Here is a 12,692-nt window from a genome sequence, read left to right on the forward strand (position 1 = left end):
CGGCGTTACGGGCGGCCCTTTCGCGCGAGGATCTCGTCGGCGCGATTCGCCGCCTCCTTGACGAGGTGGCCCATCTTGGAATGCTCCGGCTCGACGTCGGGGCAAAGTCCCTCCTGCCGGAGCGCCTCCGAGCAGACAGGGCCGATCGATCCAAGAAGGCCGCGCCCGAGCGCTTCCCGAACAGGGACGTCGATCCCCTCCTCGGCCGCGACGAGCAGCGCATGCTCGACCTGCGCGCGGCTCGTGAAGAGGGCGATCGGGATTTCGCCGGTCGCGAGCCTCCGAAGTGCGCTGCGGAGCGGCGCCGTGTCCTCGGGCAAGGCGTAACGATAGACGGAGACGGGCAGGACCTCGGCGCCACGCGCGGCGAGGCCCTCGTGGAGCGCGGCGTTCGGAACGCCGTACTCCTGGACCGCGACGCGCTTCCCCACGAGCGGGCCTCGTGTGTCGAGCGCGGAAAGGACCTCCCGATGGCTGTTCGGCGCGGCGACCGTGACGAAACCGGGGACGCCGAGCTCACGAAGCGCGACGGCAGGCTTCGGTCCACGCGCGACGACGGTCGCACGGGCAAGCGCCGCGGCGAACGCGGAGCGATCGAGCACGGGTGCAACGGCCTCGGCGAGGCCGCGCGTGCCGACGCCGGTCATCAGGACGACGACGTCGATCGTGCCCGCGGCGAGGGCCTCGGCGAACACGACGGCGCCCTCGGGCTTGTCGAGACCGACCTCCCGGAGCGCAGGCGCGCGGACGGGCTCACCGCCGTGACGCTCGACGAGCGAGGCCATCTCGGGCGCGCGTCGGCTCTCGAAGGAGACGACCCGACGGCCGCCGAAGGAGGCAGGACCGGGAGACACGTGGGCCATCGTGCGCCCACAGGTCCCGCGCCGCCAGCGCTTCGTCGAACGCCGAGTCTGCGCTAGACTGGGATCGAGCAAGGAAGGTGCGCATGGACGAGAGCGCAGACGGGCTGCACGGAGCCGGCGGCGACGAGGAAGGTGCCGGGGAAGCGCTCGACACGAGGAAGGCAGAGGGGCCCGATCCGGTGATCGGCGCCGGCCTCGCGCTGTTCGGCATCTTCGTGATGGGTCTCGGGGGAGCGCGCGACCTGCACTACGTGTTCAACGCAGGGATGTTCCTCGCGGTCGGCGGGGCCGTGACGTTCGTCCTGTTCGTCGCCCTTACGGCGATGAAGCAACGAGCCGCGCGCAGCGCGAAGAGCTAGCGGAACGACGCCTTCCTCCTCAACCTCTCTCCCTCCCGGGAGAGGGGAGACGAGCGCGAAGCGTTAGTCGACCTCTTCCTCGACGGCGGCGAGCTCACTCTCGGGCACGCCGAGGTCTGCGGCGACGTGGTGCAGCTCCGCGCGCTCGGCAGGCGAGAGCCTTCCATCCGCCACCGCGACCTTGGCGAGCAACCGGATCACCTCGACGCGCTCGCGGCCGTCGCAGAGGGTCTTGAGTTCGCGCACGCAGAGCGCGAGCTCCTCTTCGCGGAGCTCCGGCAGCTTGCCCTTGAGGGCGCGCGTGACGGCCTCGATCGCCTCGGGGGACAAGCCCTCGATGTGCGCGAGCAGGCCGCGGAGCGTTTGTTCTTCCCCCTCGGTGAGGCGGCCGTCCACGCCCGCGACCTTGCCGAGCAGGACGACCACCGCAGCGATGTAACGAAGGACGACGCTCTCGTCGTCAGGCAGGGCGCGGCGCAGCTCTGCGAGGAGCGCATCCACGTTCGGATACGTGTCCCCTCGCTTGAGGCCGAGCCAGGCTAGAAGTCCCACGACAGACCAACGTACTCGGGGTGATTCTCGGGGGTCAATCCTCGGGGAGCGCCGCTTCGCCGAGCCACTCGGCGACCGGATCGTCCGTCTTCGGCGTCTTCAGGATCGTGCCGTCGGAGCCGTCCTTGCGCACGACGAGCGTGCGGCGCGTCATCGTGTCCGAGTTCTCACGCGCCACGACCGTGATGACGTTCACGCCCGGCCGGAGCGGCGCATCGAACTCGAACGTCGCCTTCTTGGGGTCGGCGCCGTCGCGGTTCGACTTGTAGTAGAGCTTGCGCGAACCGACGAAGACGTACAGGTCGAGCAAGCGCTCGCCATCGGAGGCGGCGCCCGTGATCTTCACCTTCTCGTCGCGCGTGGCCATGGCCGAGGCGTTCACGTCGAGCGTGGGCGGCGCCTTCGAGTAGACGTCCTCGAAGGACGGCGTGACGGACGCAGCGCCGCTGCCCTGCGTGGCCTCCGCGGCGAGCACGAAGGCGAAGCGGCTCGAACCGAGGTCGACCTTGTAGAAGTCGCCCACCTTGCCCGTGATGGCCACGGTCTCGCCGGGCCGCAGCTTGCCGAAGACGAGCGCGTTCGCGTCCGCCGTCGCGAACAGCGTCGCGCCCTGCAGGCCGGCCTTCGCCGTGCCCGCGGCCTTCGTGAGCGTGATCGGGCCGCCGACGGGGATCTTCACCTTCTCCGTGGCGACCTCGCGCAGATCGCGATCGCCGACGGACAGGCTCAGCGTCGCCTCGGTGTCTTGCAGCTCGGGCTGCACGTCGAAGGTGAAGACCACCTTGCGCACGTCGCCGGGGTTCATGTTCGAGATGTCGAACCGGCCGGCGCGCAGGAGCAGGCCCTCGCCCGAGAGGTTCGCGATGTTCGCCTGCGTCTCGAACGAGCGGCCCTTGCCGACGTTCTTCACGGTCAGGTACATCGACACGCCCTCGCCGCGCTGGATGCGGCCGTCGCCGTTGCCGCTGCGGTCGTCGACGATCTGGTAGGCGTACTGGAAGAGCGGGCGCTCGAGGGCGCGGATCGTCGGGCGGAACTCGGCCGCCGGGGGCTCGAAGCCGCCTGCGGCCTCGAACTTCACCTTCACGCCGTCGGCGCGGCTCAACGCGTCCATCGGGATCTTGCAGATGCGCTTCTGGTTCGCGAGGCGCGGCTTCGTCGTGCCGACCTTGCGGCCCTCGACCTCACACCAGCCGAGCGGCGCCTTCGAGGTCTTGCTCTGGCCGGGCGCGATCTTGCCGAAGACGAGCTCCTTGCCGTCGAGGTAGCCGCTGTCGCTCTCGGTGGAGGCGCGCAGGCGGTAGATCGGCAGCTTGCCGTTGTTTTTCACCGTGACCGAGAGGTTCATCGGCTCGCCCGCCGTCACCTCGTTGTTCGCGCGGTCCGTCTCGACCTTCACTTCGAGGTCGCTCTTCGCCGGTCCCTGTGCGCCCTCGGGTGCGTCGGACCAGTCGTAGCCGAGCTTCGACAGCTCCGCGGCGACCTTGTCGAGCTCGTCCTTGCGCGCCTTCTCGATGTAGTCGCGCGAGGCGTCGATCTGCGCGTTGCGCGCGGCGCCGGGGGGCAGGCGCTGCGCGAGGTCACGCGCGAAGCGGATCGGGAAGTCCACGCGGAAGTCGTCGTCGGTCTCGCCGCCGCGCTCGCGCATGTCCTCGCGCTCGGCGCTCGTGAGCTGGTAGCGCACGACCTCGCGCGGCTTCGACCCGGGCTGGGCCTTGCCGTTCGTCAGGTGCGCCGAGAGATCACGCTCGCGCAGGCCGTCCTTCTGGATCGTGAGATCCATCTCGAGCTCGTCGACCGTCATCGGATCGAGCTCGATGTCGGGCGTGACGCCGACGCCCTGGATCGAGACGTCGCCGGGCGTGAGGTACTGCGCGATCGTGAGCTTGAGCGCGGCCTTCTCCGGCGTGACGTCGGGGAAGACGAGCTGCACGCTGCCCTTGCCGAACGTCGTCGAGCCGACGATGACCGCGCGATCGTGGTTCTTCAGCGCGCCCGCGACGATCTCGCTCGCGCTGGCGGAGTTGCCGTTGACGAGGACGACGATGGGGTACGTAGGCTCGGTGCCGGGGCCCTTGGCCTTCTTCTCGTCGCGGCCCTCGGAGGCGCCCACAGTGGAGACGATGACGCCGTCCGCGAGGAACTTGTCGGCGACGCGCGTGGCCTGATCGAGCAGGCCGCCCGGGTTGCCGCGCAGGTCGAGCACAAGGCCCTTCAGCGAGCCCTTGTTTCGCAGATCGTCGAGCGCGAGGTCGAGCTCCGTCGACGTCGTCGCCTGGAAGTTCTTGATGCGCACGTAGCCGATGCCCGAGGCCTCGAGTGGGCGCGACTCGATGGAGCGAACCTTGATGACCTCACGCACGAGCTCGTAGGGCTTCGGCGTCTGCCAGCCTTGCTCGCCGTCGCGCGTGACCCACACCGTGACCTTCGTCCCGGGGTCGCCGCGCAGGCGGCGCACGGCGTCGTCGAGCGGCATGTTGAGCGTCGACTCGTTGTTGATCTTGACGATCCGATCGTGACGCTTGATGCCCGCGCGCCCCGCCGGCGTGTCCGGCATGGGGTTGATCACGGTGAGGACCTGATCGCGGATCGAGATCACGATGCCGAGGCCGCCGAAATGGCCCGACGTGGAGAGGTTCATCTCCTTGTAGGCCTCGGGGCTCAAAAAGACCGAGTGCGGGTCGAGCGTGTGCAACATGCCGTTGCACGCCGCGTACTCGACCTCGCGCAGATCGACCTCGGTGCCGCGCAGGTTTTTCTGGAGGAACGCGAAGACCTCGCGCAGGCGCGCCGATACGTCCCAGGGGCCCTGCACGTTGTCGATGCGGAACTTCTTCTCCGCCGTCTCGACGCGGACGGTCACCTCGTTCGGATCGTCGTTCACGACGATCACCTGGGCGACGTCACGCTGGACATAGTTCAGCGCCGAAAGAAGCATCTCCTTCGGCTTGACCCGTCCCGGCTCGACGTACTTGTCGCGGATGAGCTTGAGCGTCTCGTTGACGGCTTCGAGGCGCGTCAGATCGTAGGGCGCTTTCGTCGTGGGGCCGCCGCCCGTCACGGCGAGGGCGGGTTCGAACCCGCGCCACAGACCGCCCGCCCCGAACTGCACCGCGAAAAACGCAGCGATGGCGAACGTGGCAAACGCGATGCCGATCTTCCCGAGACGCTCGAGGACCTTCATACGATTCCCCGAGTATAAACCTCAGGGCGTCCGCGTCGACCACGCGCTGCGCGGCCGGCCCCTCGCCTGGAAAGAAAGATCGCGGGCCGACGCGCTTACGACGTCGACTTCTCGCCGCCTTCGTCTTCCTTCTTCGGGAGCTGCTTCGGCGGGGGTTGGTCCTCGTCCTTGAGGCCCTTCTTGAAGTTTCGGATGCCCTCGCCGAGGCCCTTCCCGATGTCGGAGATGCGCCCGGCGCCGAACAAGAGCAGAGCGACGCCCAGGATGAGAAGGAGTTCGGTGATGCTCAGTCGGCCCATGGTCGTGCTCCTGCCCGGGGAAGCGTCGAGCTTCCCGCGTCCACTCCACCCGTACCACCCTCGGGCGCCTCCGGCAATGGACGCCAAGGCCGCAGGATCGCGGGTGAAGGGGACGCGGGTCGCTGGATCCGCCGTCTTCTTTCGTCATGCGCCCGGGGCGCGGCGTGACCCGAGAATTCGCGCGAAGCGGGCCGCCAGGAGCGGACCGAGCAGGCCGAGCGCAGGGATGAGGGCATAAGCGAAGAGCGGGCTCTTTTCGCGTTCGAGCGCCGAGAGGACGAGGAGCGCGAGCGCCGGGCCGGCGAGGCCGACGAAAAGAGCGAGCGCGCGGCCGCTGATCGAGGAGACGAGCACGGCGAGGCTCGCGAGCAGGGCGCTCGCCGCCGACGTCGCGCCGAGGAGCGCAGCCCGCACGGGGGCGCGGAGGTTCGAGGGGCGGCCGAGGGGCAGGAGGCCCCGCACCGACGCGCGGGCGACACGGACGGTCATGGGGCCGGTCGTTTCGTTCGAGGGCAAAGCAAGGACGAGGTCGTCGGCCACGAGGGAAGCCGTATCGGCGGAGAGCTCGATCGAGCGTGCCGCGAGCGCGGATCCGCCGAGGAGGGAAGGGCTCATGACGAGGCGCGGGGGCTCGCCGGGCAAGCAGATCCACGTGGCCTCGGCCATCGGGACCGTCGCGGCGTGTGGGACTTGGGGATCATGCGCGGCTCGATCGACGCAGGCGGCACGGCCGTCCGCGAGGAGGCGAGACGCGAGCCGGCCGGGCGCCTCGGCTTCGAGGCCCCACGCGAGCGAGGCGAGCGCGGACAGGACGAACACGAGGAGCCAAACGGGAAGGGCAGAAGCGACGAGCGATCGTGGTGAAGCGCCCAGGGCGAAGACGGCGCGCGCCTCGCCGCGATCGACGAGCCGCGCTGCGGCGAGGGCCGCGCCGAGGGGAGGGGCGAGCACGAGGGCGACTTCGAGCGAGACGGCGAGCGCGGCGCGGGCAAACGGCAAGCCGAGCCGCGCGGGCACGCTCGGCGCGAGGAGGAGCGGCATCGAACGGACGAGGCCCGCGGCGAGCGAGACCGAGGTGACGAGCGCGGCCACGAGCGAAACGTCCCGACAGGTGGGGAGCGCGAGGAGGCGGAGCCCGGGGGGGATCGGGACGATCGAGCGGCTCATGGGTGGGACGGCTGCGGGGAGTGTACTAACGTTCCGGCTCGTGACGGACCGAGCAGCATGCAAGGAGGCCGGATGTCCGCGGTCGTGATCGTCGGCGCCCAGTGGGGGGACGAGGGAAAAGGCAAGATCGTCGACCTGTACACGGAGAGCGCGGACGTCGTCGTGCGCTTCGCCGGAGGGCCAAACGCCGGGCATACGCTCGTCGTGGGCGACGACAAGATCGTCGTGCGGCTCGTGCCGAGCGGAATCCTCCGGGCGCAGGCGCGGTGCATCATGGCGCAGGGCATGGTGGTCGATCCGGCCGTGCTCGTGTCGGAGCTCGACGTGCTCGAAGCGAAAGGACACGCGACGCGCGGGCGCCTGTTCGTCTCGGATCTCGCGCATCTGATCCTGCCCTACCACCGGCTCGTCGACGGCCTGCGCGAGGCGGCCGCAACGGACGGGCAGAAGATCGGGACGACGAAGCGCGGCATCGGGCCGTGTTACGAGGACAAGGCGGCGCGGCGCGGGATCCGCGTCGGGGATCTCGCGGATCTCGACGGCCTCGCGCAGAAGCTCGCGCGGGCGGCGAGCGCGTGGGGCCCGGTGGTGCGCGAGCTCGGCGGCGAGATGCCGGACGTCGAGACGATGATGCCGGAGCTCCGGGCGCTCGCGCCGCGGATCGTCCCGCTCCTCGCGGACACGGCGGTGCTCGCGAACGAGGCGATCCAGAAGGGCGAACGTGTGATGTTCGAGGGCGCGCAGGGGACGCTGCTCGACCTGGATCACGGGACGTACCCGTTCGTGACGTCGTCGTCGGCGGTCGCGGGCGGCGCGTGTGTGGGCGCGGGCGTGGGGCCGACGCGGATCAAGCGGGTCCTCGGGATCACGAAGGGGTACGCGACGCGCGTGGGCGAGGGGCCTTTCCCGACGGAGCTCTCGGGCGACCTCGGTGAGCGGCTGCGGGTCGCGGGCGGCGAATTCGGCTCGGTGACGGGTCGGCCGCGGCGAACGGGTTGGCTCGACCTGCCGGCGCTTCGGTATGCGGCGCGGGTGAACGGGCTCGACGGGCTCGCCGTGACGAAGCTCGACGTGCTCTCGGGGCTCGACACGATCGAGGTGTGCGTCGCGTACGACACGCCCGAGGGACGCACGAAGGAATTGCCGATCCGGCACGTCGGAGCGGTGAAGCCCGTGTACGAGAAGCGACCGGGGTGGCGCGAGCCGCTCTCCCGGGCGCGGACGATGGCAGAGCTGCCCCAGGCCGCGCAGGACTACGTGCGCTACCTCGAAGCCGAGATCGGCGTGCCGGTGTTCTTGGTGTCGGTGGGGCCGCGGCGGGACGAGACGATCGTCCTCAGGGATGCATTTGCTTGAAGGTCAAACGGACAGGCTCTTCATGTCGATCACGAAGCGATAACGCACGTCGCCTTTGACCGTGCGGTCGTACGCCTCGTTGACCTGCTGCATCGGGATCACCTCGACGTCGGAGGTGATCCCCTTCTCGCCGCAATAATCGAGCATCTCCTGCGTCTCTTTGATGCCGCCGATCAAGGAGCCCGCGAGCGTCTTGCGCCCCATGACGAGGCCAAACGCCCCGATGGGGAGCGGCTTCTCCGGCGCGCCCACGAGCACGATCGTGCCGTCGCGCCGGAGCAGGCCGAGCAGCGCATTGACGTCGTGCGTCGCCGAGACGGTGTCGAGGATGAAGTCGAACGAGCCCGACGCCTTGGCGAGCGCGCTCGGATCGCTGCTCACGAGGAAATGGCTCGCGCCGAGCCGGCGCGCATCGGCTTCCTTCCGCGCCGACGTGCTGATCACCGTGACCTCGGCGCCGAACGACGCGGCGAACTTCACGCCCATGTGCCCGAGTCCGCCGAGCCCGACGACGCCGACCCGCTGCCCCGCGCTCACCTTCCAGTGGCGCAAGGGCGAATAGGTCGTGATGCCGGCGCAAAGCAGAGGCGCCGCGGCCGCGGGGTCGAGGCCCTCCGGGACGCGGAGCACGTAGTTCTCGTCCGTCACGATGGTGCTCGCGTACCCGCCGAACGTCGGCGTTTTGCCGTCGCGCTCGAAGCCGTTGTACGTGAGGACCATCCCGCCCGTGCAGAACTGCTCGACGCCTTCCTTGCAGCTCCCACATTCGCGGCACGAATCGACGAAGCAGCCGACGCCGACCAGATCCCCCGCGCGGAACTTCGTGACGCCCTTGCCGGTCCCGGTCACGCGGCCGACGATCTCGTGGCCCGGCACCATGGGAAACGTCGAATTGCCCCACTCGCCACGGACCTGATGAATGTCGGAATGGCAGACTCCGCAGTAGAGGATCTGGATGACGACGTCGTTGGCGCCGGGGTCACGCCGATCGAACGTGAACGGCGCGAGGCCAGACTGTGCGTTTTGCGCGGCGTAGCCTTGGGCTTTGATCATCCGTCCTGCGTACACGGAAAGCAAAGGCGCGGCAATGTCGGGGCAGGACTGTTACGTCCCCGCTTCCTCCTCGAATAACGCCGGGACGAACCCCTCCACCGTCGCCAGCGCTTCGAGGAGCCCCGTGCGTGGCACCGTGCTCTGGAGCCCCACCGAGGGCGGCGCGAGCACCGTCCGGCTCGGCATCACCTGCGCCGTCGATGCCACCGCCGCCTGCGTGCTTTGCGGTCCGCGCGTCGTCAGGAGCCGCGACGGCGAGACCGCCTGCGTGGGCAAGCTCCACGGGCCCGAGGCCCGGCTGCGGGCCTGTTTGCTCCGCCAGTAATCGCGCGCGCGCATGCCCGACGCGCGCGCGTCGAGGTCCGGGATCCGCGGCCAGAAGCCGCCGTTCGCCGTGCCGAGTGAATGCGCGAGCGCCTCGCGCCGGGCTCGCACGCTCGCCGCATCGTCGCCGAGCCGGACCTCGGCGAGCGACTCGGCAAACCGCTCGAGCGCGCCGAGCAGGAGCGCGCGCTGGCCTGATACGATGATGCGCGAGGTGGCCTCCTCCCCGAGCCGACGCACCTCGCGCGGATCGCCGCGCCGGAGCGCGGTGACGTGCATGCGGCCGAGGAGACCGAGGCATACGGCCTGCTCGTCGCCGTTCGGGCCCGAGCCCTGCTCGATGGCGCGCTCGTACGAGAGAAGCGCGTCGGCGAGGTGGCCCTCGACGAGATGCACGTCGCCGAGGAACGCTTGCCCGAGGGCGCGGCCGAGGTTCGTGCCCACGATCCGCGCGAGGTTCAGCGCGTTGGTGACGAGCATGCGGGCGCGGTGCAGGTGGCCGACGTGGAACTGGTGGCGGCCCGCGTAGAGCGTGCCCGTGGAGAGATAGTGGCCGCCGAGCTTGTGCTCCTCGGCGTAGGCGAGGAGCTGCGCCGTGGAGCTCACGCCGAGGTCCCAGTCGTACCGCGCCTCGGCGAGGAGCGCGCACGCGTGCCACGCGCCGAGGAGCCGCGCCGGATCGGCGAGCTGCTCGGCGAGGTGGGCGGCGGCCTGGATCTCGCGCTCGGCGCCGTCGAGATCCCCGGTCCGGCCGAGCGCCACGCCGTAGAGGCTCTGCGCGTGGCAGAGCTCGACGAGGTCGCCTTCGCGCTCGGCGAGCGAAGAGCCCACGGCGAGGGAGCGCGCGGCCTCCTCGACGAAGCCACGTGCGAGATCCACGCGGCCAAGGACGTTCGTCGCGGCGCACCTGTGCCGTTCGAGCGACGGTTCCTTCCCCGCGACCGCGATCGATTGCTCGGCGTGCTTGCGCGCCTCCGCGAGCTCGCCGCGCACCTCGTGCACGCGGGCGAGCGCGGCGCCGAGCATGGCCGAGGCCGCGGGCGTGTCCGCGGTGCACCGCTCCACGAGCTTGTGCAGCTCCTCCGTGCCGCCGAGCAGGCAGCGCAGACGCACGAGCTCGGCCGTCGCGACGAGCTGGATGCGGCGCTGCTCCGGAGAGGCGGGGAGCGTGGCGACGAGCTCGATCGCGTGGTGGAGCTTCTGCCCGGCGCCGGGATCGTTTGCGGGGCTTTCGAGGGCCGCCGTGAGGTACGCGTCCGCGGCTCTCCGCGTCTCGCCGGCGCGTTCGAGGTGGCGCGCGAGCGTGCCGAGATCGGCGCCGCGTCGTTCGAGCTGGTGCGCGATGCGCAGGTGGTGCTGGCGCAGATCCGCGCGTACCGCGCGTCGTTCGAGTTGTTCGAGCACGACGTCGTGCACGAACGAGGTGCTCGTCGGCTCGTCGAGCACGAGGCATCGCTGTCCGGCTTCTTCGAGGGCGCGATCGATGCGGCCGATCGAGAAGATACCGAGCGCTTGGAGGTCCGAGCGCAGGAAGCTGCGGCCGAGGAGCGCGGCCACGCCGAGCACCTCGCGTGATTCGGGCGAGAGGCTGTCGACGCCGCGGCGGAGCGCTTCGGTGATCGAGGCCGGGGCGCGGTAATCGGCGAGGTTGCGCGAGCCGAGGCACAAGGTGCCGAACGGGGTTCGACCGACGAACCCCTCGACTTCCAGGTTGCGGATCACCTGGATCCCGAAGAGCGGGTTTCCCGCGGCGAGCAGCGGCACGTGCCGTTCGAGCTCGCGCAGGATCGACTCGTCTCCGCCGCGGCCGAGCTCGGCGAGCAGCCGCTGGTTCTCCTCGCGATCGAGCGGGCCGAGATCCATGAGCTTCACGCTGCGCCACGCCGCGCGCAAAGGAGGCCGCGTCGTGCCCAGCAAGAAGACCTTCGCGGCGCCGAGGGTCCCCGAGAGGACCTCCAGCACCGCGAGCGTCGCCTCGTCGCCCCAGTGCAGGTCCTCGATGGCCACGAGCACGGGCAGGTCCGCGGCGATGCGCGTGACGAGCCTGCGCACGAGCTCGGCCACCCGCCGCGCCGACGAGGGCCGGAGCAGCGTTCGTCGCACGTCGGCGTCGCCGAGACCCCGGCCGAGCTCGGGCACGAGCGCCGTGAGCAGCTCCGCGTCCTCGTCGTTGGCCGCGTCGATCGCGGCCTGCACGAGCGCGCCCGTGATGCCCTTGCGCCGCGTGGCCGCGGCGACCCGGCTCAGCGCCTCGCGCAGGGGCGAGTATGGCACGAGCGCGCTGAGCTCGCGGCACCGCGCGTAAATCACCACCGCCGCGCCATCCTGCTCGACGACGTTGAGCAGCTCCGAGACGAGCCGGCTCTTGCCGATCCCGGCGTCCCCCACGATCACCACGGGAGCCGCGCCGCGCGACGTCGTCCCGAGCACGCGCGAGGCGAGCAGCGACAGCTCGCTCTCGCGGCCCACGAAGGGCGCCTCCTCGATGTTGTGCCGCGGCGGCATCGACGTGCGCGCGCTCGGCGGCGCCCGCGTGCTCTGCGGCCCGCGCTCGGCGTCCGGCTCCTCGCCGCGGAGCGTGTCGTAGTAGATCTCCTTCAGCCGCGCGCAGAGCTGCGCCGCGCTCCCCGGCCGTTGCGACGGATCCTGCGCGAGCAGCTCGTCGACGAGCGCCGTGATCGCCGGCGGCGCGCTTGGGGACGCCTCGCGCAGCGGCACCATCTCGCCGACGGTCCGGTTCATCATGATCGTCCGCTGCCCGCGCCCCTCGAAGGGCAGCTTCCCCGAGACGAGCTCGTACAGGATCGTCCCGAGCGCGTAGAGATCCATGCGCGGATCCGGCCGCGCGCGCCCGCTGCGCAGGCACTCGGGCGCCATGTAGCCCACGGTCCCCGCGGTCACGCGCGTGTCATCCGGCTCCCAGCTCGACGTGAGCGTGGCGAGCCCGAAATCGAGCACTTTTACGCGCGGCTCGTGCGGATCGACGATCACGATGTTGCTCGGCTTCAGGTCGAGGTGCAGCACGCCGCGCGCGTGGCAGTGCGCGAGCGCCTCGGCCACCTTGCGCATGAGCCGCACCGCCTCCAGCGTGTCGAGCGCGCCGACGCGTTCGAGGTAGGCGTCGAGCGTCTCGCCCGCCGCGAGCTCCATCGCGAGGTAGAACCCCACGCCCTCGACGAACCCGTATCCGTAGAGCTGGATCAGCGAGGGATGATCGAGCTTGAGCAGCGCCTCGATCTCGTTCTGCTGGCTGATGAGCCGCTCGGCCGTGAGCTCAGCCGTGGTCGTCTTGAAGACCTTCAGCGCGGCGGGCACGCCGGCGTCGCTCCGCGCCCGGAACACCGCGCCGAACCCACCTTCGCCGAGGAGATCCTCGATGGTGTAGTCCTCGACCCGCGCCCCTCGCTCGAGCCAGCGGTCGCCCTCCATCACGTCGAAACCCTTCGAGGTCGTTCTTTCCGGATCTACAGACTGCCGGAGGCGAGGCCCGAAAGATACGGCCAAAGGGCGACGAATGCGTGCGCTCTCTCCGTCC

Annotated in this window: 9 protein-coding genes; 2 read left to right on the forward strand and 7 right to left on the reverse strand. The window is 70.4% G+C overall.

The window, feature by feature from the left end; translation table 11 throughout:
- Nucleotides 1-5 precede the first annotated feature (5 nt).
- Nucleotides 6-863, reverse strand: a complete 858-nt coding sequence (locus tag POL67_RS00415) for a uroporphyrinogen-III synthase (protein ID WP_271914238.1) — start codon at nucleotides 861-863, stop codon at nucleotides 6-8.
- An 83-nt stretch (nucleotides 864-946) separates the two neighbouring features.
- Here POL67_RS00415 and POL67_RS00420 point away from each other — a divergent pair, with 83 nt between their 5' ends.
- Nucleotides 947-1,222, forward strand: a complete 276-nt coding sequence (locus tag POL67_RS00420; protein ID WP_136930436.1) for a hypothetical protein — start codon at nucleotides 947-949, stop codon at nucleotides 1,220-1,222.
- Nucleotides 1,223-1,285: 63 nt separating this feature from the next.
- Here the strand turns inward: POL67_RS00420 and POL67_RS00425 are convergent, their stop codons facing one another.
- The 4 genes from POL67_RS00425 to POL67_RS00440 all read right to left on the reverse strand — a co-directional run bounded on the left by POL67_RS00425 (nucleotide 1,286) and on the right by POL67_RS00440 (nucleotide 6,424).
- Nucleotides 1,286-1,774: a tellurite resistance TerB family protein gene (locus POL67_RS00425; RefSeq protein ID WP_271914241.1), complete on the reverse strand. Its 489-nt coding sequence runs from the start codon at nucleotides 1,772-1,774 to the stop codon at nucleotides 1,286-1,288.
- A gap of 34 nt (nucleotides 1,775-1,808) precedes the next feature.
- Nucleotides 1,809-4,958 carry an MXAN_5808 family serine peptidase gene (locus POL67_RS00430; protein ID WP_271914243.1) on the reverse strand — a complete coding sequence of 1,050 codons (3,150 nt, stop codon included), beginning with the start codon at nucleotides 4,956-4,958 and terminating at the stop codon, nucleotides 1,809-1,811.
- 95 nt (nucleotides 4,959-5,053) lie between these two features.
- Complete coding sequence (gene tatA, locus POL67_RS00435; protein ID WP_271914246.1) at nucleotides 5,054-5,257, reverse strand: twin-arginine translocase TatA/TatE family subunit; 204 nt, start codon at nucleotides 5,255-5,257, stop codon at nucleotides 5,054-5,056.
- Between the two features lie 144 nt (nucleotides 5,258-5,401).
- Nucleotides 5,402-6,424 (reverse strand): hypothetical protein, encoded by a 1,023-nt coding sequence (locus tag POL67_RS00440; RefSeq protein ID WP_271914248.1) that lies wholly within the window; start codon nucleotides 6,422-6,424, stop codon nucleotides 5,402-5,404.
- A 72-nt stretch (nucleotides 6,425-6,496) separates the two neighbouring features.
- On the opposite strand from POL67_RS00440, the gene POL67_RS00445 reads away from it, so the two are divergent.
- A complete protein-coding gene (locus tag POL67_RS00445) occupies nucleotides 6,497-7,780 on the forward strand; it encodes an adenylosuccinate synthase (protein WP_271914250.1) in 1,284 nt (427 codons plus the stop codon).
- Nucleotides 7,781-7,783: 3 nt separating this feature from the next.
- Here POL67_RS00445 and POL67_RS00450 read toward each other — a convergent pair whose 3' ends face one another.
- Both POL67_RS00450 and POL67_RS00455 read right to left on the reverse strand, forming a co-directional pair.
- Entirely contained in the window at nucleotides 7,784-8,833 is a 1,050-nt protein-coding gene (locus tag POL67_RS00450; RefSeq protein WP_271914252.1) for an NAD(P)-dependent alcohol dehydrogenase, read from the reverse strand.
- 51 nt (nucleotides 8,834-8,884) lie between these two features.
- On the reverse strand, nucleotides 8,885-12,586 hold the full coding sequence (locus POL67_RS00455) for a serine/threonine-protein kinase (RefSeq protein WP_271930705.1): 3,702 nt from the start codon (nucleotides 12,584-12,586) through the stop codon (nucleotides 8,885-8,887).
- Between the last annotated feature and the right edge of the window lie 106 nt (nucleotides 12,587-12,692).

Origin of the sequence: Polyangium mundeleinium (assembly GCF_028369105.1) — a bacterium.
Lineage (GTDB): Bacteria > Myxococcota_A > Polyangia > Polyangiales > Polyangiaceae > Polyangium > Polyangium mundeleinium.

Coding starts and splice junctions, on each gene's coding strand:
- POL67_RS00415 (WP_271914238.1), bottom strand. CDS start 863: ATGGCCCACGTGTCTCCCGGTCCTGCCTCCTTCGGCGGCCGTCGGGTC.
- POL67_RS00420 (WP_136930436.1), top strand. CDS start 947: ATGGACGAGAGCGCAGACGGGCTGCACGGAGCCGGCGGCGACGAGGAA.
- POL67_RS00430 (WP_271914243.1), bottom strand. CDS start 4,958: ATGAAGGTCCTCGAGCGTCTCGGGAAGATCGGCATCGCGTTTGCCACG.
- tatA (WP_271914246.1), bottom strand. CDS start 5,257: ATGGGCCGACTGAGCATCACCGAACTCCTTCTCATCCTGGGCGTCGCT.
- POL67_RS00440 (WP_271914248.1), bottom strand. CDS start 6,424: ATGAGCCGCTCGATCGTCCCGATCCCCCCCGGGCTCCGCCTCCTCGCG.
- POL67_RS00445 (WP_271914250.1), top strand. CDS start 6,497: ATGTCCGCGGTCGTGATCGTCGGCGCCCAGTGGGGGGACGAGGGAAAA.
- POL67_RS00450 (WP_271914252.1), bottom strand. CDS start 8,833: ATGATCAAAGCCCAAGGCTACGCCGCGCAAAACGCACAGTCTGGCCTC.
- POL67_RS00455 (WP_271930705.1), bottom strand. CDS start 12,586: ATGGAGGGCGACCGCTGGCTCGAGCGAGGGGCGCGGGTCGAGGACTAC.